The organism is Desulfovermiculus halophilus DSM 18834, from assembly GCF_000620765.1.
Lineage (GTDB): Bacteria > Desulfobacterota > Desulfovibrionia > Desulfovibrionales > Desulfothermaceae > Desulfovermiculus > Desulfovermiculus halophilus.
The window spans coordinates 139,795-166,421 of record NZ_JIAK01000005.1; the positions used below are offsets into that span (position 1 = coordinate 139,795).

At 61.2% G+C, this 26,627-nt stretch carries 25 protein-coding genes; 13 read left to right on the top strand and 12 right to left on the bottom strand.

Annotation, left to right across the window (positions count from 1 at the left end; genetic code table 11):
* Positions 1-118: 118 nt before the first annotated feature.
* From N902_RS0101995 to N902_RS0102040, 9 genes are all read left to right on the top strand, one after another.
* Positions 119-1,090 (top strand): ACP S-malonyltransferase, encoded by a 972-nt coding sequence (locus N902_RS0101995; RefSeq protein WP_034621252.1) that lies wholly within the window; start codon positions 119-121, stop codon positions 1,088-1,090.
* 82 nt (positions 1,091-1,172) lie between these two features.
* Positions 1,173-2,828, top strand: a complete 1,656-nt coding sequence (gene argS / locus N902_RS0102000; protein WP_027369565.1) for an arginine--tRNA ligase — start codon at positions 1,173-1,175, stop codon at positions 2,826-2,828.
* A gap of 50 nt (positions 2,829-2,878) precedes the next feature.
* Positions 2,879-3,541, top strand: coding sequence for an SPOR domain-containing protein (locus N902_RS0102005; RefSeq protein ID WP_027369566.1), 663 nt, complete (start codon positions 2,879-2,881; stop codon positions 3,539-3,541).
* A 160-nt stretch (positions 3,542-3,701) separates the two neighbouring features.
* The gene (locus N902_RS0102015) at positions 3,702-4,247 is read left to right on the top strand and encodes a pyruvoyl-dependent arginine decarboxylase (protein WP_027369567.1); all 546 of its coding nucleotides are present in this window, start codon (positions 3,702-3,704) and stop codon (positions 4,245-4,247) included.
* A 19-nt stretch (positions 4,248-4,266) separates the two neighbouring features.
* The gene (gene speB / locus N902_RS15970) at positions 4,267-5,151 is read left to right on the top strand and encodes an agmatinase (RefSeq protein WP_034621254.1); all 885 of its coding nucleotides are present in this window, start codon (positions 4,267-4,269) and stop codon (positions 5,149-5,151) included.
* A complete protein-coding gene (gene queF, locus N902_RS0102025) occupies positions 5,138-5,524 on the top strand; it encodes a preQ(1) synthase (protein WP_027369568.1) in 387 nt (128 codons plus the stop codon). The genes speB and queF overlap by 14 nt, the downstream gene beginning before the upstream one ends.
* A gap of 209 nt (positions 5,525-5,733) precedes the next feature.
* Positions 5,734-6,390, top strand: a complete 657-nt coding sequence (locus tag N902_RS0102030; protein ID WP_034621256.1) for a queuosine precursor transporter — start codon at positions 5,734-5,736, stop codon at positions 6,388-6,390.
* The gene (locus N902_RS0102035) at positions 6,387-7,547 is read left to right on the top strand and encodes a class I SAM-dependent RNA methyltransferase (protein WP_027369570.1); all 1,161 of its coding nucleotides are present in this window, start codon (positions 6,387-6,389) and stop codon (positions 7,545-7,547) included. Before N902_RS0102030 ends, N902_RS0102035 begins: the two co-directional genes overlap by 4 nt.
* A gap of 33 nt (positions 7,548-7,580) precedes the next feature.
* A complete protein-coding gene (locus tag N902_RS0102040; protein WP_027369571.1) occupies positions 7,581-9,272 on the top strand; it encodes a long-chain-fatty-acid--CoA ligase in 1,692 nt (563 codons plus the stop codon).
* A gap of 266 nt (positions 9,273-9,538) precedes the next feature.
* On the opposite strand, the gene dxs is transcribed toward N902_RS0102040, so the two are convergent.
* The 9 genes from dxs to rpoZ all read right to left on the bottom strand — a co-directional run bounded on the left by dxs (position 9,539) and on the right by rpoZ (position 19,175).
* Positions 9,539-11,479, bottom strand: a complete 1,941-nt coding sequence (dxs, locus tag N902_RS0102045) for a 1-deoxy-D-xylulose-5-phosphate synthase (RefSeq protein WP_244147358.1) — start codon at positions 11,477-11,479, stop codon at positions 9,539-9,541.
* A 158-nt stretch (positions 11,480-11,637) separates the two neighbouring features.
* Positions 11,638-12,513: a polyprenyl synthetase family protein gene (locus N902_RS0102050; RefSeq protein WP_027369573.1), complete on the bottom strand. Its 876-nt coding sequence runs from the start codon at positions 12,511-12,513 to the stop codon at positions 11,638-11,640.
* On the bottom strand, positions 12,497-12,754 hold the full coding sequence (gene xseB / locus N902_RS0102055; RefSeq protein ID WP_027369574.1) for an exodeoxyribonuclease VII small subunit: 258 nt from the start codon (positions 12,752-12,754) through the stop codon (positions 12,497-12,499). The genes N902_RS0102050 and xseB overlap by 17 nt, the downstream gene beginning before the upstream one ends.
* Before the next feature lie 92 nt (positions 12,755-12,846).
* Positions 12,847-14,226, bottom strand: a complete 1,380-nt coding sequence (xseA, locus tag N902_RS0102060; protein ID WP_027369575.1) for an exodeoxyribonuclease VII large subunit — start codon at positions 14,224-14,226, stop codon at positions 12,847-12,849.
* A gap of 113 nt (positions 14,227-14,339) precedes the next feature.
* The gene (locus N902_RS0102065) at positions 14,340-16,082 is read right to left on the bottom strand and encodes a proline--tRNA ligase (protein WP_027369576.1); all 1,743 of its coding nucleotides are present in this window, start codon (positions 16,080-16,082) and stop codon (positions 14,340-14,342) included.
* A 59-nt stretch (positions 16,083-16,141) separates the two neighbouring features.
* A complete protein-coding gene (ispG, locus tag N902_RS0102070; RefSeq protein ID WP_051564119.1) occupies positions 16,142-17,272 on the bottom strand; it encodes a flavodoxin-dependent (E)-4-hydroxy-3-methylbut-2-enyl-diphosphate synthase in 1,131 nt (376 codons plus the stop codon).
* An 85-nt stretch (positions 17,273-17,357) separates the two neighbouring features.
* A complete protein-coding gene (gene moaC, locus N902_RS0102075) occupies positions 17,358-17,846 on the bottom strand; it encodes a cyclic pyranopterin monophosphate synthase MoaC (protein ID WP_027369578.1) in 489 nt (162 codons plus the stop codon).
* Entirely contained in the window at positions 17,843-18,958 is a 1,116-nt protein-coding gene (gene dnaJ, locus N902_RS0102080; protein WP_027369579.1) for a molecular chaperone DnaJ, read from the bottom strand. Before dnaJ ends, moaC begins: the two co-directional genes overlap by 4 nt.
* Positions 18,951-19,175 carry a DNA-directed RNA polymerase subunit omega gene (rpoZ, locus tag N902_RS0102085; protein WP_027369580.1) on the bottom strand — a complete coding sequence of 75 codons (225 nt, stop codon included), beginning with the start codon at positions 19,173-19,175 and terminating at the stop codon, positions 18,951-18,953. Before rpoZ ends, dnaJ begins: the two co-directional genes overlap by 8 nt.
* Positions 19,176-19,439: 264 nt before the next feature.
* Between rpoZ and N902_RS15975 the strand changes: the two genes are divergently transcribed.
* From N902_RS15975 to ispH, 3 genes are all read left to right on the top strand, one after another.
* Positions 19,440-20,156, top strand: a complete 717-nt coding sequence (locus tag N902_RS15975) for a tRNA lysidine(34) synthetase (RefSeq protein WP_051564170.1) — start codon at positions 19,440-19,442, stop codon at positions 20,154-20,156.
* 173 nt (positions 20,157-20,329) lie between these two features.
* Entirely contained in the window at positions 20,330-21,358 is a 1,029-nt protein-coding gene (locus N902_RS15980) for a tRNA dihydrouridine synthase (RefSeq protein ID WP_034621262.1), read from the top strand.
* Positions 21,359-21,376: 18 nt separating this feature from the next.
* Positions 21,377-22,258, top strand: coding sequence for a 4-hydroxy-3-methylbut-2-enyl diphosphate reductase (gene ispH, locus N902_RS15985; protein ID WP_051564123.1), 882 nt, complete (start codon positions 21,377-21,379; stop codon positions 22,256-22,258).
* 314 nt (positions 22,259-22,572) lie between these two features.
* On the opposite strand, the gene rnc is transcribed toward ispH, so the two are convergent.
* The 3 genes from rnc to N902_RS0102115 all read right to left on the bottom strand — a co-directional run bounded on the left by rnc (position 22,573) and on the right by N902_RS0102115 (position 25,326).
* Positions 22,573-23,262, bottom strand: a complete 690-nt coding sequence (gene rnc, locus N902_RS0102105) for a ribonuclease III (RefSeq protein WP_027369581.1) — start codon at positions 23,260-23,262, stop codon at positions 22,573-22,575.
* Between the two features lie 165 nt (positions 23,263-23,427).
* The gene (rnhA, locus tag N902_RS0102110; RefSeq protein WP_027369582.1) at positions 23,428-23,901 is read right to left on the bottom strand and encodes a ribonuclease HI; all 474 of its coding nucleotides are present in this window, start codon (positions 23,899-23,901) and stop codon (positions 23,428-23,430) included.
* 45 nt (positions 23,902-23,946) lie between these two features.
* Complete coding sequence (locus N902_RS0102115) at positions 23,947-25,326, bottom strand: phosphomannomutase/phosphoglucomutase (protein WP_027369583.1); 1,380 nt, start codon at positions 25,324-25,326, stop codon at positions 23,947-23,949.
* A 135-nt stretch (positions 25,327-25,461) separates the two neighbouring features.
* Here N902_RS0102115 and hflK point away from each other — a divergent pair, with 135 nt between their 5' ends.
* Positions 25,462-26,559 (top strand): FtsH protease activity modulator HflK, encoded by a 1,098-nt coding sequence (gene hflK, locus N902_RS0102120; RefSeq protein ID WP_027369584.1) that lies wholly within the window; start codon positions 25,462-25,464, stop codon positions 26,557-26,559.
* The last annotated feature ends 68 nt before the right edge of the window (positions 26,560-26,627 follow it).

A 26,627-nucleotide genomic window follows, 5' to 3' on the forward strand; every position in this document is an offset into this window, starting at 1 on the left:
TTGTTGAATAAATTTGATTATTAGCCATCCTTTGCACCTATGGCTATGCTTTACCTTTCCCCGGAATTCAGGTACAAATTTTGGTTTTCCATTTTGTGGTCAACCCAGGGAGAAGTCAATGGCTGAGCTGACCAGGACATTCAGCGGGGTTCTCTTCCCCGGTCAAGGCTCCCAGGAGCGGGGCATGGGTCGGGATATTGCTGAATTCGACACCCAGGTCATGGATTTGTGGCGGGCGGCGGAGAAAAAGTGCGGGGCCGAGCTGAGGGAGATATTCTGGGACGGTGATGAGCAGGCCATGACCGAGACCCGCTATCAGCAGCCCGCCCTGTTCTTGACCGGTCTGGGGCTGTGGCGGCATGTGGGCGCATGCCTGGCGCCTTCATGCATGGCCGGGCACAGTGTCGGTGAGTTCACCGCCCTGGCGGCGGCCGGGGCCCTGGCTGCGGATGAGGCCTTGGATCTGGTCTGCGTCCGCGGACGGCTGATGTACGAGGCCGGGGAGCAGCGGGCCGGAAGCATGGCTGCAGTGCTCAAGCTGGAGCAGGATGTGGTCCGGGATATTGTCCACCGGGTGGGTGCAGAAACCGGGGAGGAGCTGTGCGTGGCCAATTGCAACAGCCCGCAACAGACCGTGATAAGCGGGGCCAGACCGGCTCTGGAGCGGGCCGGGGAAAAAGTTCGGGAGTGCAGGGGCAGATATAAAGAACTCCCGGTCAGCGGGGCCTTTCATTCCCGGCTGATGGAGGAGCCGGCCAAGGAACTGGCCGGGGTCATGCAGAACGTCACCTGGAAAGCGCCCAGGATCCCGGTCCATTTGAACGTCACCTCCCGGACCGCCCGAACCGCAGGGGAGATTGCGGAGGCCATGTCCAGACAGATGATATCCCCGGTGCTCTGGTCCCAGATTATTCTGGACCAGTGGGACCAGGGCGTTCGCAGGTGGTGGGAGCTGGGGCCCAAAGGGGTTCTGACCCGGCTTATGCGACATATCCTAAGCGAGAAAACAGAGCCCTGGGAGGCGGAGTTCGTCGCCACCCTGCAGGGAGTTCAGCAGATGCTGGGGGACGCAACAGAAGGCCGCCCTTGAGGTCCCTTGAACCGACATCGGCCACCCAGCGGCGTCAGCCGCGAGACAGGGCCTAAAACTCAGCTTGCAGATACGAGGCACAATGCGCGCACATACATTTCTCCACGAGACCCTGGAATCCGCTGTGGCCGAACAGGGACTCCAGTGGCCGGACAAGGCCAAGATCGAGCCGCCCAGGGACAAGGGCCATGGCGATCTGGCCTCCAATGCGGCCATGGTTCTGGCCAAGCAGGCCGGGATGCCGCCCCGGGACCTGGCTGCCAAATTGGCGGATAGGATCAAACAGAGCGGACCGATGATCGCCGGAGCGGAGGTGGCCGGCCCTGGGTTCATTAATGTCTCTTTCTCCAATGAGTTCTGGCAGCAGACGGTGGCCGAAGTCCTGGATCAGGGAAAGAGCTATGGCTCCGGCCGGTGGGGGGAAGGAACCAAAGTCCAGGTGGAGTATGTCTCAGCAAATCCCACCGGTCCCCTGCACATCGGCCACGGGCGGGGAGCGGCCGTCGGAGACAGCCTGACCCGGATCCTCCGGGCCGCCGGGTATGAGGCCGAAACGGAATATTATCTCAATGACGCCGGACGGCAGATGAATCTCCTCGGCCGGTCCATCTGGGCCCGCTATAAGCAGGCCTGTGACAGGGAGGCCGATCTGCCGGAGGACGGGTACAAAGGGGCGTATATCCTGGAGCTGGCCCATGAGCTGGTGCAGGAACAGGGCGATGCGCTCCTCTTTCGCAGTGAGGAGGAGGCGGTCGCTGCATGCAGGAAATGGGGCGTGGACCGCATCCTGGGCGGGATCAAGGCCGACCTGGAGACCTTCCGGGTGGAGCACCAGGTCTGGTTTTCGGAACAGTCCTTGGTTCAGTCCGGAGCGGTCAGCGCGACCCTGCGGGAGCTGCAGGATGCAGGCCTGGCCTATGAGCAGGACGGGGCGCTGTGGTTCGCGAGCACGCGCTTCGGGGACGACAAGGACCGTGTCCTGCGCAAGTCGGATGGAGAGCTGACCTATTTCGCCTCGGACATCGCCTACCATGCAGACAAATACGCCCGGGGCTTTGATCTGTGCATCGATGTCTGGGGAGCGGATCATCACGGGTATGTGCCCAGAATGCGGGCCGCGGTGCAGGCCCTGGGGCGGCGGGCGGATGCATTCCAGGTTGTGCTCATCCAGTTGGTCAATCTGCTGCGCAAGGGGGAGCAGATGACCATGTCCACCCGGTCCGGACAGTTCGCGACCCTGGCCGAGGTGATCAGCGAGGTGGGAACCGATGCCGCCAGGTTCATCTTTTTGAGCCGCAAGAGCGACAGCTCCCTGGACATGGACCTGGATCTGCTCAAAGAGCAGAGTATGGACAACCCGGTGTATTATGTGCAATACGCCCATGCCCGGATCTGTTCCATGCAGGCCAAGGCCGAAGAGCGGGGAGTCCGGGCGGAGCAAAAGTCGGCGCAGATCCTGAGCCGCTTGGACACAGAGGAAGATCTGGACCTGATCAAGAGCCTGGAACGCTTTCCGGATACGGTCTCCGGAGCGGCCAGGACCCTGTCCCCGCATCATATCAGCTTCTATCTCCTGGATCTGGCCGGCATGCTGCACAAGTACTACAACCGCCACCCAGTTTTGAACTGCGGCGACGAACAGCTGGCTCAAGCCAGGCTGCTGCTCATGCGCAGTGTGGCCCAGGTCGTCCGCAACGGCCTATATCTTTTGGGCGTGAGCGCTCCAGAGGCAATGTAGGCGAACCTCAAAGGGTGTGTCCGCCTTGAAGGGGCCAGGAACAGCTGAATATGAGCTCACAAAAGGTCCAGACGAGCAAAAAGAGCTCCTCGAGCACCAAAGGGAGCCAGAAGAAAAAGAAAACGGCCAAGAGGAAGCCTGTTCAGTTCCAGCTGACCTGGTCCGGGATGATTTCGTGGGCAGTATTTTCCTTTGTGGTTGTGGCCTGGTCCTTTATTCTCGGGGTGCTGGTGGGCAGGGGATATCAGCCGGAGGCATTCGTGCCCCTGGTGGCTGAGTACATGCCCGGACATGCGGCAGAGGAACACAACGGGGACCAAAACCAGGGGAACGTGCTCAGTGCTCAAGAGCTGGGGTTTTATGACTCCCTGCAGAAAAGCGGGCAGGATAATGCCCAGCCGTCCGGGGCTGCGAAGTCCTCCCGGTCTGCCCCCCCGGATCCAGAGGTCGTGGTTGAGCGCAATGAGCAGCGCTATACATACGAGTATCAAGTCGGGGCTTTCAAACGGCAGAGCCAGGCGGCAACCCTGCGCAGCTCGTTGGCTGAGCGGGGGTTCTCGGTGGATGTGGTCCAGAGCATGGTTCAGGGGACGCCCTGGTACCGGGTTTTGGTTCGGCACACGGGCCAGGCGGGGGAAGTGGAACCCTTCATTGCCCGGCTGCGCAAGGCGGGGGTCACAAACTTTTTCTTGCGCAGCAAGAATCCTGAATAATTACCGCCTGCGCCACTATGGACCTGAGATGGACAAAAGGAGCGTGCATGGACGACGGTATAAGCGACAAACATGCCGGTTTGGTTTGGAAGTTTGGAAATATCTTGGCATTGCCCGGGCCGGCTGAGTTCTGGCCCTGACACATGAAGGAGGTCCGACCATGACATTTGTACCCCGCGAGTGCTTTTTCACCAAAGGAATTGGCCGTCACAAGAATAAGCTGCAGTCCTTTGAGCTGGCTCTGCGCGATGCCGGTATTGAAAAGCAGAATCTGGTATACGTTTCCAGCATATTCCCGCCCAAATGCCAGATCGTCAGCCTGGATCAGGGGATCGACAAGCTGCAGGCCGGACAGATCACCTACTGTGTCATGGCCCGGAATGCGACCAATGAAAAGGGCAGGCTGGTGGGCTCGGCTGTGGGCATGGCCTTTCCGGCAGACGAGAGCCACTACGGGTATATCTCCGAACACCATGCCTTTGGGGCCGAAGAACAGGAGATCGGAGATTTTGCCGAAGACCTGGCCTCCACCATGCTGGCCACGACCCTGGGCATCGATTTCGACCCGGAAAAGGATTACGATGAACGACGGCAGATCTATCGCATGAGCGGGGGGATAGTGGATTCAGCTTCGGCCCCGTGCGTGACCCGGGGAGTGGCTGGGTTGTGGACCACGACCATTTCGGCCGCAGTCTTTCTGCCATAGGCCGGAGCTGAGGAGCGACATGGCTTCCTATCTGGATCTTGATACCAAGAATGGACAGCGCATAGATATCTGGCCAGTGCCCTATGAGGGCACAGTCAGCTTCGGGCAGGGGACCAGCAACGGCCCGGAGGCCATTCTCCGGGCCAGTGCGGAGATTGAAACCTGGGATCAGGATCTGGGAGTGGATCTGGCGGATATGGCCCACTTTCCCACCCTCCCCTGGTTTGAACCGCCGGCATCCGGGCCAGAGGACGTGGTCCGGGCCATGGATGAATTCGCGGGGTCCGTCTGCTCTTTGGATCGTTTTCTGCTCACTCTGGGCGGGGAGCATACAATTGCCCTGCCCCCCATCCGGGCCTATCACCGCCTGTTTCCCGATCTGGCGGTCCTGCAGATCGACGCCCATGCCGACCTCCGGGAGTCTTTCCAAGGCAGCCGGTTTTCCCACGCCTGTGTTATGGCCAGGGTCCGGGAGCTGGGCATCCCGGTCGTCCAGCTCGGCATCCGCAGTCTGAGCCGGGAAGAGGCCGAAGATATCCGCATTGCCCAGGGAGACGGCCTGTTGACCTTCTTTGCCCACGCCCTGCCGGATCCGGAAACCGGGGCAGAGCAGATCCGGGAGTTTCTGGGGGGAAGACCGCTGTATATCAGTTTTGACGCCGACGGGCTGGATCCCTCCATTCTGCCCGGGACAGGCACGCCTGAGCCGGGGGGGATTCCCTTTGCCTGGCTGCAGAGGTTTTGGCCCCTTTTCTTCGGCTCCACCCGGCTGGTGGGCATGGATTTCTGCGAGCTGGCCCCCATGAGCGGGGCCGGCGTTGTTTCCGAATCCGTGGCCGTTCGGTGCATCAACCGCATATTGGCCGCATATCTGCGCTCCGGAGGAGGCAATGCCCCAAGCTGAAGGCCGCATGTTTTCCTATAAAGGGGAGGAGGAGATCCGTCCGGAGTATTTGGAGACCTTTCCCTTTCCGGGCCGGGATCAGTATATAAAGACCGAGACCCGGGAGTTTGTCGCTGTCTGCCCTTTCAGCGGTCTGCCGGACTTCGCCCATCTGATTGTCGAATACTACCCCGAGGGCGGGATGTGCATCGAGCTGAAGTCCCTGAAGTACTACATCACCAGCTTCAAGGAGGTCGGCATTTACCAGGAGCAGGCAACCCGCCGGATCCATCAAGATCTGGCCCGGGTGCTGAATACGGATCGCCTGCAAGTGACCACGATATACAACGTCCGGGGCGGATTCACCACCACGGCGATCCAGGGCAGTCTCTGAAGCCACAAGACGGAGGATAGAGGCCGGAAGGCAGGGACCCAGCACCGCCAGCGGCGGTCCTTTGGTTCAGCTCGAGCAGCAAGCCTTTGCTCTTCCCTGGACACTGCCCGGCCCCGGCCTGGAGACCACACGCTTGGCCGCCGGACACCCTGAACCAGCCTGTACGATTCCGCCGGCGGATACACCACTTACACGCAGCAGGTACACGCATGATCCCACCCCAAAGAACCCAAGCCAGCCCCCAGGCTTTGGCCATCCTGACCAGCCTTTTCGCCGGCAGCCTTGTTCTGGCTGCCGTTTTGGCCACCAAGATCATCACAGTAGCCGGATTGACCGTGCCGGCCGGCGTCCTGGCCTATGCCCTGACCTTTATCTGTACGGATGTGATCGGGGAGGTGTGGGGGAAGGAACGGGCCCGGGAGGTCGTGGGAGCCGGTTTCGTCGCTTTGATTGCCGCCTTCGGACTCATCCAGCTGGCTCTGCATTGGCCCCCTGCCGACTTCTGGTCCGGGCAGCAGGCCTTTGCCGCGGTCTTGGCCACCACCCCCCGGATCATTGCCGGCTCTCTGGCCGCGTATCTGGTCAGTCAATTCACCGATGTCTGGATCTTTCATGCCTGCAAGAGGCTGACCAGGGGACGGCATCTGTGGCTGCGGAACAACCTTTCAACCGCCCTGTCCCAGTTCATAGACACCGTGATTTTCATCAGCATAGCCTTTGGCGGGGTCATGCCCCTGCTGCCCCTGTTTGCGGGCCAGTGGGCGGTCAAGATGGTCATTGCGGCTGTGGATACCGGAGTCGTCTACCTCCTGGTCTGGGGACTGGGTGCGGGCGGGCGGCACAATGGTGCTGGCGAGCCGGCATGATGCAGAGCGCTGATCTGACAATCCAGCGCCTGATCTGGAGGGGACGGGGATTGGCCAGGATGGACAGCGGGCAGGTGGTGCTGGTTGAGCCCGGCGTGTTCCCCGGGGAGCGGGTTCGGGTGCACATCACCCGGGCCAAAAGCGACTATCTGCAGGCCAGATGGACAGATGTCCTGCAGCCCCATCCCAGACGGCGGCCCCACCCGTGCTCATTGGCCGGGACATGCGGCGGATGCCGTTTCGGCTGGCTGGCCCACAGCGCGCAGCTGGAACTCAAGGCCGAAGTGGTGAAGAACGAGCTGCACCGGGCCCTGCCCGCGGAGCAGAGAGCAGATCTGCCGCAGATCAAAGCAGTGGCCGGTCCCAAGCAGTGGCGCTATCGCTGGCGGGGGCAGATGCATGTCAGCAAGGGGCAGCCGTGCATGATGCCCTTGCAGGGACATGATCCTGTACCCTGCCCGGACTGCCTCTTGCTGGCCGGCCCGTTCAGCCGTCAGGTCCCAGAATTGTGCGCAGACGCCGAAGACGGCAGGATTGCCCTGGCCGCCAGTCCGGCCACCCATCAGGCGGCCAGGGTGGGCGAGCCCGGAGTCCTCCATCTGCCTTTGCCGGATTTTGACCTGGACCTCTTGGTGCCTCCGGACGTGTTCTTTCAGGCCAACTGGGCGGGGAATCAGCTCTTGGTCCGGGAGGTCTGCTCCTGGATCGACCCCGGATGGAGGGTGGCCGATCTCTACGCCGGAGCAGGCAATTTCGCCCTTCCCCTGGGGAAGAAAGGCTGTCCGGTCCTGGCCCTGGACAGTGCTGCCCGGGCAGTGGACGCAGGGAAGAAGAACGCCCGCCGGCTGGGCCTGGATCATGTCCGTTTCGGGCGCCGCAATCTGGCCCGGGAATCTGTCCGCCGCAGACTGAGCAAGGAAAACGTGCAGGCCGCAGTTGTCGATCCCCCCCGGACCGGGGCGGGGAAAAAGCTGGCTCAGACCCTGGATGTCCCATCCCTGCAGCGCATGGTCTGGGTCTCATGCGACGTGGTCAATGCCTGCCGGGACCTCGCGCCTTTTCTGGTCCGGGGATGGAAAGTTCGCGATATCAAGGTCTTTGATCTTTTCCCCCAAACCTGGCATGTGGAAACGGTGTTCGTTCTGGACCGGGGCTGAGACTGAGATCGAGACATGTGCAGGAGGACGCAGATGCTGAGCAACGACATACAAAGGCCGTGGCTGGACCGGTACGATCCGCAGGTTCCCCCCCATCTGGAGTATGAGACCATTCCCTTGTTTGCCTATCTGGATCGGGCCGCTGCCCGCTATCCACAGCGTCCGGCCCTGGTCTTTCAGAACCTGCGCCTGGGGTATGCCCAGCTCAAGGAACAGGCGGAGACCGTGGCCGCCAACCTCCAGCGCCTGGGGGTGGGCAAAGGAGACCGGGTGGCAATCATGCTCCCCAATTTGCCCCAAACCGTTATCGCCTACTGGGGGGTGCTCAAGGCCGGGGCGGTGGTGGTCATGACCAACCCACTGTACATGGAAAAAGAGCTGGTCCATCACATCACCGACTCCGGCAGCCGGGTCATGATTACCTTGGACCGGCTGTGGCCCAAGATTTCCTCTCTCTGGTCCAAGCTGGAATTGGATACTGTGATCACCACCTCAGTGGGCGATGGCCTGCGCTTTCCCCTGAATATTCTCTATCCACTCAAGGCCCGGCGGGAGAAGACCGCTGTTTCCGTGCCCCACGACGGAAAGAGCGTTTTGCCCTGGAAGGCCCTGACCCGGAGAAAAGCCCCTTTTGCCCCGGTGGAGATCGATCCCAGGAAGGATCTGGCTGTCCTGCAGTACACGGGAGGGACCACCGGATTGGCCAAAGGGGTCATGCTGGGGCACGACAACCTGGGCGCCAATGTCCAGCAATGCTCGGCGGTTCTGCACACAATAGGCGACGAACCGGAGGTCTTTCTGGGGCTGCTGCCTTTTTTTCACGTCTACGGATTGACGGTGTGCATCAATTTTGCCACCGCCCTGGCGGCCACTGTGTCTCCCTACCCCCAGTTCGTGCCTCAAGAGGTCCTCAAGGCCATCGACAAGGTCAAGCCGACCATTTTCCCGTCTGCGCCCGCGGTATTCAACGCCCTTTTGCAGCAGAAAAACATCCGGGACTTTGATCTTCGCTCCATCCGCTACTGCGTGACCGGTTCGGCTCCCATGCTTGTGGAGCTGGCCAAACAGTTCAAGGACCTGACCGGTGCGGAGATCATAGAAGGCTTCGGCCTGACCGAGACCTCGCCGGTAACCCACCTCAACCCCCTGCGGGGCAAACGGAAGACCGGATCCATCGGGCTTCCCTTTCCGGACACGGATGTCAGTATCGTGGACACCGAGATGGGGGTCGAGCATCTGCCCCCAGGGCGGTCCGGGGAGCTGATCATCAGGGGGCCGCAAGTCATGCACGGCTATTGGGGACGTCCGGACGAGACCGCCCAGACCCTGCGCGGCGGCTGGCTGTACACCGGGGACATCGCCTATATGGATGAGGAGGGCTATTTCTTCATTGTGGACCGCAAGAAGGATCTGATCATTTCCGGAGGCTACAATATCTACCCCCGGGAAATCGATGAGGTCCTGTATGAGCACCCCAAGGTGGCGGATGCGGTCTGTGTCGGTGTTCCGCACAAAACCCGGGGGGAGATCGTCAAGGCCTATATTGTCCCCAAACCGGGACAGGAGCTGGACAAGAAGGAGGTCCTTGGATTCTGCCGCCAGAAGCTGGCCAACTTCAAGGTGCCCAAGAAGGTCGAGTTCCGTGAGGAGCTGCCCAAGACGGTTGTGGGCAAAGTCCTGCGCCGGGCGTTGAAAGAAGAGGTGGAGGCAGAGGACAGAGGATAGATGTCGGCAGTTGGGGGGGGGGCAGTAGCCAGTGGCCGGAGGACAGGGATCAGAGGCCAGACCTCAGAAGTCAGCGGAAGGCGGAACACCAGGAGAATGTGGCCTGGTCCGGCGAGTCCGTGGGTAGGGGCGAATCATGATTCGCCCCTCCTTGTCTACCGTATGTGACTCCCTTGTTCAAACCGGGCATCAGCAGCCAGCAGTTCCGTCGATGTCGCGAATGACTCCCGATATCTGCCCCCCGATTTCCGGCCGCCGGCCAAAGACTATGGCCCCAAGAGCGCTTCCAGGGCCCTGGCGATGTGGTCCTGGTCTATTCCAACCTCCCGCCGCAGGGTGGCGCAGGGGCCATGACCGACAAAGGCGTCCGGCAGCCCCAGGCGCTTGATGCGCAGTCCGGACAGGAGGTCCTGGTCAGCCAAGAACTCCAGGACAGCGGAGCCGAATCCGCCGGCCAGGGCGTTTTCCTCTACCACCAGCAGCTTGGAAATGCCGTTGTGGATGAGGGAGCGCAGTGTGTCCCGGGGCAACGGCTTGACAAACCGGGCATTGACCAGCCCGATCTGTGCCCCGGTCCTCCCTTCAATCTCCTGCACAGCCCGCAAGGCGGGGTAGACCCGGCTTCCAATGGCCAGAACCGCAGTCTCTTCCCCTTCCCGCAGTATCTCCGCCTGACCGCAGGAAATGGGGTGCACCTGGTCTGCAAGTTCATGCCCGGGCCCCATGCCCCGGGGATACCGGATTGCTGCCGGCCCGGAAAGGTTCGTGGCCAAAGCGAGCATGGCCTGGAGTTCGGGCTCGTCCTTGGGAGCCATGAGGGTCATATTCGGGATGCTTCGCAGGTAGCTGAGGTCAAAGGCCCCGTGATGCGTGGGCCCGTCCTCCCCAACCAGGCCGCCTCGATCCAGACAGAAGGTAACCGGCAGGTTCTGCAGACACACGTCGTGAATGATTTGATCGATGGCCCGCTGCAGGAAGGTGGAGTAAATGGCCACCACCGGCTTCAGTCCCTTGCTGGCCAAGCCCGCGGCAAAGGTCACGGCGTGCTGCTCGCAAATGCCCACATCGAAGAAGCGGTCCGGGTATGCGGCCTTGAACTCTCCCAGCCCGGTGCCCTCAGGCATGGCTGCGCTGATGGCCACGATCCTGCCGTCCTCCTTGGCCAGGGCGCACATGGAGCGGCCAAAAACCGAGCTGTAGTCCCCGGGGGAAGTCCGGGACTTGGGCGGGGCTTCTCCGGTCTCCGGCTCGAAACAGCCCACACCGTGGAAGTGGGTGGGATTTGATTCCGCCGGGGGATAGCCTTTGCCCTTGACCGTGACCACGTGGACCAGAACCGGTCCGTGCAGGGAGCGGACCTGGTCAAAGACATTGGTCAGCTGGCGGAGGTTATGGCCGTTGATGGGGCCGACATAGGTAAACTTAAAGGCCTCGAAGAGCATGCCGGGGGTGAACAGGTTCTTCAGCGACTCCTCGCTCCTCCGGGCGTAGTTGACCAGATCCTGTCCAATGCGCGGAACCTGGAGAAGCTTGGCTTTGATGTCCTCCTTGAACCGGAGATACCGCCTGTCGGCCAGGGCCCGGCTGAAGAACGAGGACAGAGCGCCCACATTCTGAGATATGGACATCTCGTTGTCATTGAGGACCACAACCATATCCCGGTCCAGGTCTCCGGCCTGATTCAGGCCCTCATAGGCCTGGCCCGCGGTCATGGATCCGTCCCCGATGACGGCCACCACCTTGTTCGATTCGTTCTGCAGGTCTCGAGCCACTGCCATGCCCAGGGCAGCGGAGATCGAGGTGCTGGAATGGCCGACCCCGAAGTGGTCGAACCGGGACTCGCCCAGGCGGGGAAATCCGCTCATCCCCTGGAATTGGCGCAGGGTCTGAAATGCCTCCAAGCCCTGGGTCAAGATCTTGTAGGCATAGCTTTGGTGCCCGACGTCCCAGATAATGGGGTCCTGGGCGGGGTCATAGGTGTGGAGCAGGGCCAGGGTCAGCTCGACAACGCCCAGGGAAGGAGCCAGATGGCCCCCGGTTCTCGACACAGTGGCCACAATCTCCCGGCGCAGCTCCTTAGCCAGCTGTTCCAGCTCCGATGGCTGCAGATCGCGGATCTGAGCCGGATCGGCTATGTGGTCTATGATGGATGCATGGGTTTGGCTCATAAGATAATCACCGCTGTCTCTGTCCAGTGCTTCGGACATGTTCGGATATCTATGCCTTTCTCTTGCCCTCTCAGTGACATGGTTCTTGGACGTAGCCTGTGGATTTTTGGAGTTTGTCATCTCTTCTGTGTGCCCACCTTTGGCCCGGTATTTTCTTAGCCCCGCCAAAGGGGGGATCCCTGCCCCTTTGCCTGGGGCTACTCCACCCTGTCCATGATATATCCGGCCAGATCCCGGAGAAAGTCGATCTGCGGCCCCTGGAAGGGCTGAACAGCACGCAAGGCCTCTTGGACCATGGCCTGACCCAGTCTGCGGCTTTCCTCCAACCCGATCAAGGCCGGATAGGTGGCCTTGCCCATGGCCAAATCGCTCCCGACGGGCTTGCCTATTTTCTCCGCCTCTCCAACCACATCCAGGATGTCGTCTGCCACTTGAAAGGCCAATCCGATGCACTCCCCGTATCTGGTCACCCGATCCAGGTCCCGGTCCTCGGCCTGGCCCAATATGGCCCCGGCCCGGCAGGAGGAGCGGATCATGGCCCCGGTCTTCATGGCGTGCATGGTCTGCAGCTCGTCGAGCTCGGCCTCTTTGCCCCCGCTCAGGCCCATATCCACCACCTGGCCCCCGACCATGCCCCGGGGGCCGGCAGCATGGGAAATATCCAGGGCCGCCCTGCGGACCTGGTCCGAGGGCAGGGGGGCGGAGAGCATGAGGGCAAAGGCCTCGGTGAGCAGGCCGTCACCGGCCAGAATGGCCAAGGCCTCCCCGTGCTGGACATGGTTTGAGGGCTGGCCGCGGCGAACGGCATCGTCGTCCATGGCCGGAAGGTCGTCGTGAACCAGGGAGTAGGTATGGATAAGCTCCAGGCCGGCGGCGAAAGGGACGGTCTCGGCTCTGGAGCGTCCGAAATACTCGGCCCAGACCAGGCAGAGTACAGGGCGGATGCGTTTGCCTCCGGCCATCAGGCTGTAGCGCATGGCCTGGGCCAGGGAGGGAGGAATGGATTCATCCTGAAGGCAGGAGGTGAAGAAGTCTTCCATCTCCCTGCGATACAGATCAAGAGTCTGTTTCATTGTCGGCATCTGGGTTTTCGTCCTCCAGCTCCAGATCCTGCAGAAGGCCTTGGGAGTAGATCTGAACCTTGTGTTTGGCGTTCTTGATTTGTTCCCGGCAAGATTTGGCCAAGGCCGTTCCTTCCTGAAAAAGAGCAACTCCCTGCTCCAGGGGCAGGTCCTCGTTTTCCAGCTGGGTCACAATCTCCTGCAGCCGGGCCATTTGCTGTTCAAAGCTCGGAGTGTCTTTCTGTGAGGTCATATGCTGTGCATGCATCGGTTGTGGGGCCCCGGGACCAGAAGGTCCGCATAGAGAGCCCATGTGCGGTCAAGTCCGGGTGATTGATCGGGTTCCTAAGATTCTTCCCCGGCCCTTTCTTCCGGCCATATCCGGTCTTCAGCGTTGTCCACCCGGGCCCGGATGATGGCTTCTTGGGTTGTGATCTCCAGTGTGTCCCCGGCCTGGACCTGCTCCGCGCGACGGAGGAATTCCCCGGTTGCCCCCAGGCGGACCAAGCTGTATCCGCGGCGCAGAGGGAGGTATGGGTCCAGCCCGGACATGGCGGCCTGTCCATCCTGGAGCTGGTGCTCTTTGGTCCGCACCAGGCTGCGCATCCCGGTCTGCAGCCGGGAAGCCAGGTGGGTGAGCCGGTCCAGGTCGCGCTGCAGACGGGCTGCCTTGCCCAGACGCCGCAGGTCCCGCAGGGCGTGCCCCAGTCTGTCCTCCTTGGGCCTGAACACCTCCCGCCTCAGGCGGTGCAGGCTCCTGCCGAGTGTAAGCAGCTGTTCCTGCCTGCGCAAGAGGTATCCCTTGGGCGAGAGCCAGCTCAAGGCCTGATGCAGAGAGCTGATTGTGTGTTCCTGTCGATCCAGCCTGGCCTTCCAGGAGTTGAGCAGCTTGGTCTCCAGCTCGTCAAGGGCCTGGATGTACCCGCTGCGTTCCGGCCACACGAGCTGAGCGGCGTGACTGGGCGTAGCGGCCCGCAGGTCAGCGGCCAGATCAGCGATGGTTGTGTCCACTTCGTGACCTATGCCGGTGAGCACTGGTAGAGAGCAGGCGTCTATAGCCCGGGCCACGGTTTCGGTGTTGAAGGTCCACAGATCTTCCAGAGAGCCTCCGCCGCGGATCAGAACGGCAGCCTGGGCCCAGCCTTCCAGGTCGGCCGTTTCCAGGGCGCTGGCCACGGTGTGTTCCGCATCCCGGCCCTGGACCTGACAGGGATAGACGCGGATGTCCGCAGGCAGGCCGCGGGTATGGGAGAGGCGCAGGAAATCGATCAGGGCCGCCCCTGAGGGGCTGGTGATTACCGCCACCCGTTGGATGGAGGGCGGGAGCTGCTTCTTGCGCCCAGGATCAAACAGGCCCTCCTGAGCCAAGGCCTTTTTCAGGGCCTCGAACTCCAGGTGCAGACGGCCCAGGCCCTGGTCCTGGACCAGTTCGGCCAGGACCTGATAAGTGCCCCGCTGGGCATAGACGTTCAGCCGTCCGGCGCACAGGATGTCCTGTCCGGTCCTGAGGCTGGCGGGTGAAACATTCATTCGCCCGGCCTGATTGGACTGGAACCAGACGATATCCAGGCAGGAGCGCTCGTCCTTGAGGGTGAAATAGATATGTCCGGAGCCGGGTCTGGAGACGTTGCCCACTTGGCCCTGAACCCAGACAAAGGGAAACTCGCTCTCCAGGGTATCCTTGATGGCCTGGGTCAGTTCACAAACGGAGAATATATGGGGCATACATACATTTCATGACGGATGACGATCATTCAACCTTAGCTTTCAGTCTATTCTAACCCCATGGTGTCAAGTGTATGCTCTGCTGAGGTCGGGATTGTCCCTGACTTCTGATCTCAGTCATCTGTCTTCTGCTCCAGCCCCCATCCAGCCCAGACCTCCTGCCGCCAGGCCCGGAATCCGGCGGTGAAGTCGTCCAGGGGGAGCTCCTGCCTTTCTCCAGTGCGCCTGTCCTTGACCTCGACCACCCCTTTGTCGATGCCCTTGGCCCCGACCAGGATCTGCAGGGGAAAGCCCAGCAGATCTGCGTCCTTGAACTTGAAACCGGGCCGTTCCTCCCGGTCGTCCAAGAGGACGTCCAATCCAAGCCCTTCAAGCTGCGCAGTGATGTCTTCGGCAGTGGCCATGACCTTTTCGTTCTTGGCATTTAGGGCCAGGACCATGGCTTCAAAGGGCGAAACCGGAGGAGGGAAGATGATGCCGTCCTGATCGTGATTTTGTTCGATGCAGGCGGCCACGATCCGGCTGACCCCGATCCCGTAGCAGCCCATGTGCATGTACTGCTCCGTACCCTGCTCGTCCAGGAAGGTGGCCTGCAAGCTCCGGCTGTACTTGGTCCCCAGTTTAAAGACGTGCCCGACCTCTATGCCCTTGTTGAACTGCAGCTCCTTCCCGCACTCCGGGCAGGGATCGTCAGGGCGGATGTTGACCAGGTCAGTATAGTGCGCAACCCGGGCGTCCCGGTCCAGGTCCACGTGCAGATAGTGGGCATCGGCCTGATTGGCCCCGGTCACCCAGTCCGTGCCCTGGGTGAGCAGCCGATCGGCGACAACGGTCTTGATCTGCAGCCCGACGGGACCGGCGAAACCCACCGGGGCTCCGGTCCATTCCCGAATCTGCTCCGCGGTGGCCAGCTCCAGCTCTGTGGCCCGGAGGAAATTTTTGAGCTTCACATCATTGAGCTCCCGATCGCCGGGGATGAGTGCTGCCACCGGCTCTCCGTCGGCGGCAAAAAGCATGGTTTTGACCACTTGGTCCGGGGAGATGTCCAGCTGGGCGGCCAGGTCCTTGACTGTATGAGCCCCAGGAGTATCCACGATCTCGGGCTGGGGACAGCTAATGCCGGGTTGCTCAGCAGGAGACCGGACCTCAGCCTTTTCCAGATTGGCCGCGAACCCGCAGGCCGTGCAGGACACGACCACGTCCTCACCCGTCTCGGCCAAAACCATGAACTCGCTGGACACGCTGCCGCCGATGGGGCCGGAGTCGGCCTCCACAGCCCGGAAGGTGAGCCCCAGGCGCTGAAAGATCCTGGTGTAGGCATCGAACATGCTCCGGTAGCTGAGATCCAGGCCGTCTTGGTCCCGGTCAAAGGAGTACGCATCCTTCATGATGAACTCCCGGCAGCGCATCAGCCCGAACCTGGGGCGGATCTCATCCCGGAACTTGGTCTGGACCTGGTACAGGTTGACCGGCAGCTGGCGGTAGGAGCGGATTTCATGCCGGATCAGGTCGGTGATCACCTCCTCATGGGTCGGGCCCAGGCAGTAGTCCCGGGAGTGCCGGTCCTGGAGGCGCAGAAGCTCCCGGCCGTACTCGCTCCAACGTCCGCTTTCCTGCCACAGGTCTGCAGGCTGGACCATGGGCATGAGCACTTCCATGGCTCCGGCCCGGTTCATCTCCTCCCGCACGATGCGGGCCGTCTTGTCCAGGGCCCGCAGTCCAAGGGGCAAAAAGGTATAGATGCCCGAGGTCAGCTTGCGGATCATGCCCGCTCGGACCAGGAGGCGGTGGCTGACGACATCGGCTTCAGCCGGGTTTTCCTTCAGGGTGGGCACATAATACCGGCTCAGTCGCATATCCCTCTCCGATGGGTTGTGGTTGGTTCAGCTTCCATTGTCCGGCGGTCCTGCTGCAGCTAGAAATGGGGATTGGGCTGCTTCCCTCGCAGCTGGTCCAGAAAGGCAGCCAGCTCTGCTTTGAATGCGGGCATGATCTCGTCTTCTGTCTGCAGGCGCCGGACTACCCGGCCTTTTTTAAAGATCACTCCGCTGCCCCGCCCTCCGGCCAGGCCGATATCCGCTTCCTTGGCTTCACCCGGACCGTTCACCGCGCAGCCCATGACGGCCACGGTGAATACCTCAGGCACCGGGCGGAGGAGGTCTTCCACCTGACGGGCAAGGCTGAACAGGTCGATCTCGGTCCGGCCGCAGGTGGGGCAGGAGATGAGCTCCGGACCTCTGGATCTCAGCCCCAGGCCGCGTAGGATCTCCCAGGCGACCAGGACCTCGTCCACGGGATCGGCGGTCAGGGACACCCGGAGGGTGTCCCCCAGGCCTTCGGCCAAAAGCAGCCCGATTCCCAGACTGCTTTTGACCGTTCCCCGAAGCAGGGTCCCGGCCTCGGTGATCCCGATGTGCAGAGGGCAGTCGGTCTGTTCCGCCAGCAGGCGGTAGGCGGCCAGGGTGTGGGCCACAGACGATGACTTGAGGGAGATTTTGTATTCGGTGAACCCCCGGCCTTCCAAGAGACGGACGTGGTGCAGGGCGCTTTGCACCAAAGCCTGGGGGGTGGGGCCGCCGAAGCGCTGCAGGATGGACTTTTCCACCGATCCGCTGTTCACCCCGATCCGGATGGGCACCCTGTTGGTCCGGGCGGCATCCACCACCCGGTTGATGCGAGGGGATGACCCGATATTGCCGGGGTTGATGCGCAGGCCATGCATGCCGGATTCCACCGCCGCCAGGGCCAGGCGATAGTCGAAATGAATATCGGCAACCAGGGGGACAGGGGAATCGGCCAGGATTGCGGGCAGGGCCCCGGCCGCGGTCTGGTCCGGGACGGCCAGGCGGACGATCTCGCACCCTGCATCTGCCAGCCTGTGGATCTGGTCCATGGTGGCTGGCGGATCCCGGGTATCAGTGTTGGTCATGCTCTGGATGCGGACGGGCGCATCTCCACCAACGCTGAGCCCTCCAAGATGGATGGTCCGTGTGGGATGCCGGGGGCTGGATAGGGCTTGGGTGCTCTGCGTGTTCCGACTGGACATGCCCATCTGTGTACAGCAAATCGGGCCAGGCGCCAAGGGGGCGCGGGGGACCGGCTGATACCGGCGGGGCGGCAAGGGAAAGGGATCAGTCTCTGACGTCGTAGGTCCCGCTGCGGCCGCCGGATTTGTAGATCAGCCTGGTGTCTGCGATAACGATGTCTTTTTGGACAGCTTTGCACATGTCGTAAATGGTCAGGGCGGCTATCTGGGCGGCCACCAAGGCCTCCATCTCCACCCCTGTTGGGGCTGTGGTCGCGGCCAGGGCCTCGATATATATCTTGGCCGTGTCCTGGTCCAGCTCAAACTGGATGTCGATTTGGGAAAGGGGCAGGGGGTGGCACATGGGGATGAGCTGAGCGGTCTGCTTTGCGGCCATGATCCCGGCCACCTGGGCTGTGGTCAACACATCCCCCTTGGGCAGGGCCTGGTCCCGAAGCAGGGCGAAGGTGGTGGGCGCAAGCTGAACCGTTGTGGCGGCCACAGCCTGGCGGGTGCTTTCCGGCTTGGAGCCGACGTCGACCATGCGCACTCCGCCCTGCTCGTCGATATGGCTGAAGGAGCCGTTGGTGCTCATTGCTCGCCCATGGCCCGCTTAAAGAAGTTCCTGACCTTGCCTTTGGGTTTTTCAGCCTCCAGCTTCTCAAACTCCCGCAGGAGGTCTTCCTGCTGCTTGGTCAGCTTGGTCGGGGTTTTGACCCGGACCTGGACCAGGAGGTCCCCTTTTCGACTGCTGCCCAGATGGGGGACACCCAGCCCCTTGAGCTTAAAGGTCTGTCCGCTCTGGGTTCCCTTGGGAATGTCCATGGGCACCTCTTCGTCCAGGGTGGGGACCTCAATGCGATCCCCGAGGGTGGCTTGAACAAAGCTGAGATCCACCTGGGTGATCAGGTCGAAGTCCTGTCGGGAGAACCGGGGGTGGTCCTGGACCCGGATGACAACAAACAGATCCCCGGGCGGACCGCCGTTTCTCCCTGGCTCACCCTCGCCCTGCAGGCGAAGCCTGCTTCCATTGTCCACACCGGCCGGGATATTCACCTTCAGGTTCCTGGTCTGTTGCACCGTGCCCCGGCCTTGGCAGTCCGGACAGGGCTTGGTGATCACCTTGCCGGCTCCGCGGCAGATGGGGCAGGGGGTGGCGATGCGGAAGAATCCCTGGCTCTGAAAGACCTGGCCCTGGCCGCCGCAGTGCTTGCAGGTCTCGGGGCGGTGCCCGGGCTCGGCCCCGCTGCCCTGGCAGGTCGAACAATCGGTTTCCTTGGGGATCTGCAGCTCGGTTTCCGTTCCCTTGACCGCATCCTCGAAGGAGATGGTCAGGTTATAGCGCAGATCGGCCCCGGCCTGGGCCCTGGGGCCGCGCCTGGATCGTCCGGCGGAACCGAAGCCGAAGACATCTCCGAAGATGTCGCTGAAGGTGTCGAAGATGTCGTGGGCCGAACTGAAATCCTGGTGACCGCCGGAGTTGTTCAGGCCATCGTGGCCGAAGCGGTCATAGACGGTCCGCTTTTCTGTGTCGCTGAGGACTTCGTAGGCCTCGGCCGCCTCTTTGAATTTGTGTTCTGCATCAGGGTCGTTGGGGTTGCGGTCCGGATGATATTTAAAGGCCATGCTCCTGTAGGCCTTCTTGATCTCCTCCGTACTGGCACTGCTGCCCACACCCAGGATTTCGTAATAGTCCCGTTTAGCCATGGTCTTGCACCTCAATTCCCGCTTCTGGAATTGCATCCTCCAAAAGCACCTTGCCGGCGGCTATTTCCCGCAAGGCGGTGACTACCTCTTTGTTGTTGGCCTGGACCAAGGAGGGGTATCCCTCCCGGTACATCTTGACCCGCTTGATAGCCATCTGGGCGATGACAAAACGGTTGTTTATTTTCTCCAAGGCGTCTTCAACTGTGATTCTGGCCATAGATGCGCTCCGTTCCTGGATTACCGTCGGATAAAGGGTGTGAGGGAAATCTCTGGATAAAGAGGGGGGATCTCCCTGTGCGCGGAAATGTCCCGCTAAGGTCTGTCTGTCAAACAGAACAATATAGTCACTGCAGGTAGAGGGGTCAAGGGTTCGGGCTTGCGAGGCCGCAGGGAAACGTGTATTCCGGACTTCGTGGGATCAAGACAACGGAAGAAGCTCAGCTTCGCTCAAAAGAAATGTGTGTCCAAGGCCGGCAAGCTGATGCTGGACAACAGCATGCTCCGTCCCGGGGCCAGGATCGGAGTGGCTGTGTCCGGGGGGATGGACAGCTGGGTCCTGCTGCAGGCTTTGAGCCTGCACCGGCGCAAGCTGCCTTTTCCCATTCAGCTTATGGTCCTGCACATCAATCCCGGATTCGATCCGGCCAATCACGCCCCCTTGATCAACTGGGCCCGGGAGGCCGGAGTGGCGGTGCACGCGGAGGTCTCTGACATGGGGCCTCGGGCGCATTCCCCGGAAAACCGCAAGAGCTCCCCCTGCTTTTTCTGCAGCTGGCGCAGGCGAAAACACCTGTTCACCCTGGTGGAACACTATGGGTTGACCCATTTGGCCCTGGGCCATACTGCCGACGACCTGGTGCAGACCTTTTTCCTCAATCTGTTCTATCAGGGCCGGGTCGAGGGGCTGTATGCCAGGGAGCCTTTTTTTCAGGGCCGTTTTGAACTCATCCGTCCCCTACTGCATGTGGAGAAACGCCTGGTCCGCAAGGCGGTCCGGGACTGGGGGCTTCCGGTCTGGGCCAATCCCTGTCCCTCGGCCCAGGCCAGCAAGCGAAGCGAGGTGGATGAGTGGCTCCAGACCATGTGGGCGGGAAACTCCAAGATGCGAAAAAGCGTCTTCAGCGCCCTCAAGCGGTGGCAGCAGTCAACGCCGGTTCCGGATTTGAGCCGGCCGAACCAGATATCCCGGGACTCGTGACCGCAGCTCTATCTGTTGATGCGCCTGCAAAAAATATGTTTTTGCAGGCAGTGTCAAGTTTTAAGTTGAAAGTTTTAAGTGAAATCAAATAGTTGTAAATTTTAACTTGTGCGTTTAACCCCAGTCTTCGACTTTTTGCACTTGAGTCTATCCGTTGTGGAATGCAGGTGCCCATGTCCAGCCCCAGCCCATCTCCTCCCCGGCTGCCGATAGGTCCAAATCAGCCCTGGCTGGCCCCCCTGGCCGGATTCTCAGATCTCCCCTTCCGGCTTTTGTGCCGGGAGATGGGGTGCGCCGCGGCCTGCACGGAGATGATCAGCGCCAAAGGGCTTCTGTATCACAGCTCGGGCACCTGGGATCTGCTCCGCACCTGTTCCCAGGATCATCCCCTGGTGGTCCAGCTCTTCGGGGCCGAAGCGGAGGTGATTGCAGAAGCAGTCTCTGGCCTGAAAGAGATGGGCTTTTCCTTCTTTGATCTCAATGCCGGGTGCCCGGTCAAAAAGGTGGTCAAGACCGGAGCCGGGGCGGCCTTGCTGCACCATCCGCCGCATCTGTGCAAGGTTCTTTCTGCAATGGTGGATGTCGCCGGTCCGGGGCGGGTGGGGGTCAAGCTGCGAAGCGGGGTCACCTCCGGGACAGAGGTCCTGTCCTGGATCCAGGGGCTGGACTCTTTGGGCCTGGGCTGGGTCAGCCTGCATCCGAGGACTGTGCGGCAGGGGTATGCCGGACGGGCGGACTGGCAGGTTCTGGACGCAGTCAGCAGGAAGATGCAGCTTCCGGTTCTAGCCAGCGGGGATCTGATTAGTGCCCGGGACGGTCTGCATTGCATGCAGAGCACGCAGGCCGGCGGGCTCATGTTCGCCCGCGGGGCCCTGGCTGATCCGGGGATCTTTGCCGCGTATCTTAAGGCCCTTAAGGACGGGGAGGAGCACAGCAGGGAGGAGAAAGACGCCCTGGTCAGGACCCTGCGCACCGCCCGGCGGCATATCGAGCTGACCCGGGAGCACGGCAGGGGCGATCATGAACTGCTGCGGATGCGGACCATCATCCCCAGGTACATGCGGGGATTTCCGGGGGTAAAGCATGTCCGGCAGCGGGTGGTGGCCTGCAGGACATGGTCGGAACTGGTCTCGTACCTGGACCAGGTGGAGATGCAAAGTGCCCAAGATTTGCAACGGCCTTCGAACATACCGCATACTTGAGGTGCACAAGGAGGACCAATGGCGGACACGATTATTCGGGCCACGACGGCCGGATTCTGCATGGGCGTGGATCTGGCCCTTCGCAAGCTGGACCGGGTCCTGGCCGAGAACACCTGTCAGGAGAAGATCTGCACCTTGGGGCCCATCATTCACAACCCCCAGGTCTTGCGGGACTATGCCGAGCAGGGCGTACAGCAGGTTGACTCGGTTCAGGAAGTGCAGCCCGGGAGCTGTGTTGTCATCCGGGCCCACGGGGTGCCCATGCCGGTGCAGAAAGAGCTCCAGAACCGCGGGGCGCGGATTGTGGATGCCACCTGTCCCAAGGTCAAGAAGGCCCAGATGCTGATAGCCGAACACAGCGCCCACGGGGCCCGCCTCCTCTTGTACGGAGAGCCCGATCATCCGGAAGTGGCCGGGCTGCTCAGCTACGCCTCCCCCCGGGCCCAGGTCATCGAGAATCTGGAGATGGTGGACGCCCTGGATCTCCACCCGGAACAGCAGTATTTCCTGGCCGCTCAAACCACCCAGGACCGCTCCGAGTTCCAGTCCGTGGTCGCCAGGCTGGAAGAACGGCTGGGGACGGAGTTTCCGGTCCTGGACACCATCTGCGACGCCACCCGGGAGCGGCAGAAAGAGGCCATGCGTATCGCCCGGCAGGTGGATGTCATGCTGGTCGTCGGAGGGTTCTCCAGCGGCAACACCAGACGGCTGGCCAAGGTGGTCCAGGATCAGGGGGTGCCCAGCATTCACATAGAAAGCGCCGACGACCTGTCGGGTCAGGAGCTGAGCCAGGCCAGCCGGGTGGGGATTACCGCCGGGGCGTCCACCCCCAGGAAGGTGATCGATGCCGTGGAAAAGACGGCCGCACGCTGGAGCGAATGGGGAGGTTCTTGGACGTAGCCTGTGGATTTTTGGAGTTTGCCATCTCTTCTGTGTGCCCACTTTCGGCCCGGTATTTTCTAAGTCCCGCCAAAGGGGGATCCCTGCCCCCTCCAGGCACTCACATGTTGGACATTGCTTTCAGATGGACTGAGCATATCATGCATGTGAGTGCCTGGTTTCCCCCTTTTGGCGGGACCAAGAAAATGTGCGGGCCTGCCGCTTACGGCACACAGAAGAGACGGCAAACTCTTATATATGCAATTCCACATTCTGTGTCCAAGAGGCAATGATGATCGGTCCGAACAGGACCTCTGGACCGGCTGATCGGGGGGCTACTGGTTCTGCCTGGCATGCAGGACGGCCAGGGCCTGTTCGGCTGCACACTGTTCGGCCTTTTTCATGCTGGTGGATGAGGCCCGGCAGGCGGACCCGTCTGGCAGGGTGAGCTCCACGGTGTAGACCTTGGCGTGCTCCGGGCCCTCGCTGCTGATCAGGGCGTATGTGGGCCGGGCCTGGAACTGTTTCTGGGTCAGTTCCTGCAAGCGGCTCTTGAAGTCTTTTTTCCGTTCCCTGGGCAGTCGGGATGGCCAGAAGGGCTCCAAAAGACGGAGGATAATCCCCCGGGTTGTAGGGTAGTCGCTGTCCAGAAAGATGGCCCCAAACAAGGACTCCAGGGCGTCACACAGAACCGCGTCCCGGTCCCTCCCCCCTTGCCGTTCTTCGCCCTTGCCCAGAAAGATGAACTCACCGATCCGAAGCTCACGGGCCAGCTGGGCCAGGGCCGGCTCGCTGACCAGCTTGGAGCGCATGCTGGTCAGCACGCCCTCTCTGGCCTGGGGAAACCGGGCATACAGGGTTTCGGACACGCTGAGCTCCAGGACCGCATCTCCGAGGAACTCCAGCCGTTCATTGTGGGCCATGGAGGTGTCGTACTCATTAGCGTACGAGCTGTGGGTCATGGCCTGATGGAGCAGGGTGCTGTCGGTGAACGTATATCCGATGTGATCTTCCAATCCCTTCATGGCCGAGTCAGACACGCCTCTTTCTCCCTTCAATTGACTCAACTGCAAAAAGTCAAAGACTGGGGTTAAACGCACAAATTAAAATTTATAACTATTTGATTTTACTCAAACTTGCAACTTAAAACTTAACACTGCCTGCAAAACATATTTTTTGCAGGCGCATCTTCAATTGCTCGGATCCAAGGTTAATCTGGGCTTGCTCGCCGCCTTGCGGGCCAAGCTGTCGCAGCGCTCGTTCTCTGCATGTCCCTGATGCCCCCGGGTCCACTCAATGGACACCTGGTGCTTTCTGATCAGCCCGGCCAGCTCTTTCCACAAGTCTTGATTCTTGACAGCGGCTTTGGAGGCTGTTTTCCATCCGTTGCTCTGCCAGCGGCGCAGCCAGCCCTGAACCAAGGCATCATGAATATACCTGGAATCAGTGACGATATGTACCCTGTGGGGGTCGGACAGGGACTTCAGCCCCTCGATGACCGCCTTGAGCTCCATCCGGTTGTTTGTGGTCCCGGCCCATCCCCCGGACAGCTCCTTGCGCTGACCGGCCCGATCGATGATCACGGCCCATCCTCCGGGGCCTGGATTGCCGAGGCAGGCCCCATCGGTATAGAGAGTAGCCTGGTCTTCTGTGTCTGTGCTCATTGCTGGATGCTCGCCTGGGTATAAAGGTGCTGGGTGAATAAAAGCTCATGTCCGGGTCAGGTCTGTGATCCATCCCCGCAGGGGAGCTTGGACAAACTCCCTGATCTCCCCCAGCCGTTGTTCGGTCTCGGCTTCAAAGCGCAGAACCAGGACCGGCTGGGTGTTGGAGGCCCGGACCAGGGCCCATCCGTCTCCAAGGTCCAGGCGCACGCCATCCACGTCGATGACCTGATACTCATCATTGTTTGGAGTGAAATGGGTCCTGGCCCGCTGAACCACATCGAACTTTACGGCATCCGGGCAATCCATGCGGATCTCCGGCGTACAGGCGGTGGGCGGCCAGTCGTCCAGCAGGGCGGAAAGCGGCTTGTCCTGGTGGGCGACAATCTCTGCCAGCCGCTGGGCGGCGTACGCCGCGTCGTCGAATCCGTAATACCGGTCGGCGAAGAACATATGCCCGCTCATCTCTCCGGCCAGCAGGGCGCCGCTCTCCTGCATCCGGGCCTTGATCAGGGAGTGACCGGTCCTGCACATCTCGGGGTCCCCACCGTTTTGAGCGATGTCCTTGAACAAAAGGTGCGAGCACTTGACCTCGGCCAGGATCTTGGCCCCGGGATGCTCTCGGAGCAGGTCCCGGGCAAAAACGGCCAGGAGCCGGTCTCCATACATGACCTCTCCCTTCTCGTCCACCACCCCGATGCGGTCGGCGTCCCCGTCCAGGCCTATGCCGAAGTCGGCTCCCTGTTCACGAACCGCGGCCTGCAGGTCCCGCAGGTTGTCGGCTACTGTGGGATCTGGATGGTGGTTGGGGAAATCAGGGTCCGGCCGGCAATAAAGTTGTGTCACTTCCGCTCCGATTTCGTCCAAGAGCCGGGCACATATCTCTCCCCCAGCCCCATTGCCCCCGTCCACAACCACCCGGACCGGACGGGCCAGACTGGTCTGGGAACTCAAGGACTGGATATAATCGGGGACAATATCCATCTCGCTGACCACGCCCCGGCCTTGTGCAAACTGCCCCGAGCACATAATAGCGTAGATGCGCTGGATATCCTGGGAATGGATGGTGTTCTTGCCGGACCAGATCTTAAATCCATTGTATTCCGGTGGATTGTGGCTGGCCGTGATCATGACTCCGGCTTGACGGTTCAGGGTTCTAACGGCATAATAAAAGACTGGAGTTGGGACCATGGGCAGGACGACAACGTCCACACCTGCATCCAGCAGTCCCTGGACCATAGCTTGCTGATAGGACAGGGAGCTGTGCCGACAATCCCGGCCGACAACCGCCTGAGAGTGCCCGTTTTCCACAAAGAACGTCCCACAGGCCCTGCCCAGGGCTTCAACCCACTCGGGGTCAAAGTCTTGATCCACCAGACCGCGTATATCATAGGCGCGGAAGATATCCGGGGTGATCGGCCGCATTCGCACTCCTTCATTTTCCAGAACAGGATTTACGTCACAACGCAGAGCAGAGGTTAGGGTATTTTGGCCTGCCGGGCAAGTCTCCGGCCGGGCCAGGAACGACGATGAAATCTCTAAGCAAGGTCCAAACAGAACATGAATTGGGATTGGGAAAAGCTCCAGGAAAAGAAACAGCGGCAGTCCAAGGGAGGCAGCGGCGGCGGTGGCCGGGCGACCCCTCCGGATCTTGGCGAGTTCATGCGGAAATTTCAAAACTTCAACAACTTTAAATCTCCCGCAGTCAAGCTCGGGATCGCTTTGGTGATTCTCTTATGGCTGGCCAGCGGCTTCTACATCGTCCGGCCGGACGAAGTGGGCGTGGTCCAGCGCTTTGGGGCCTATGCCCGGACCACCCAGTCCGGACCGCACTATCACCTTCCGATTCCCATCGAGTCGGTCAAGACACCCAAGGTGACCGAGGTCAAACGGGTGGAGATAGGGTTCCGCAGCCGGGATGCCGGGGCCGGGATGGGGCTGTCCGGTTTCCGCGAGGTCCCTGAGGAGTCCTTGATGCTGACTGGAGACGAGAACCTGGTCAATGTCCAGTTCATCGTCCAGTACCAGATCAAGGAGGCCCAGAACTATCTGTTCAATATTCAGCAGCAGCAGAAAACGGTCAAGGACGCTGCCGAGGCATCCATGCGGGATGTGATCGGCAGCAATCGAATAGATGCCGTGCTCACGGCCGAGAAGTTCGAGGTCCAAAGCCAGACCAAGGAGATCCTGCAGCGCATCCTGGATTCCTACGACAGCGGGATCCGGGTCACGGCAGTCAAGCTCCAGGACGTCCATCCGCCGAAGCAGGTCTCCGACGCCTTCAAGGATGTGGCCAGTGCCCGGGAGGACAAAAGCAAGCTCATCAATCGGGCCATGGGCTACCGGAATCAGATCCTGCCTCAGGCCCGGGGGCAAGTGGCTTCAATCCTCAATGAAGCCGAGGCCTACAAGGAGACCACCATCCGCAAGGCCAAGGGAGACAGCGAACGGTTCGAAAAGCTGCTGGCCGAATACAAGCAGGCCCAGGATGTGACCCGGGAACGTCTGTATCTGGAGGCCATGCAGGCGGTCCTGGAGAAGGTGCACAGCACCTACCTCCTCTCGGACCAGGCTGCGGACTCTGTGGTTCCCTATCTGCCCCTGGATCAGCTGGGCAACCGGAAGCCGAAGGAGGCGAGCCAGGGGAACGGGCAGTAGTTTCAGCGGGCCGCTCTTTGGGAAGAGAGCAGATGGGATGCTTGTGGATTTCCGGCGGACTTCTGCAC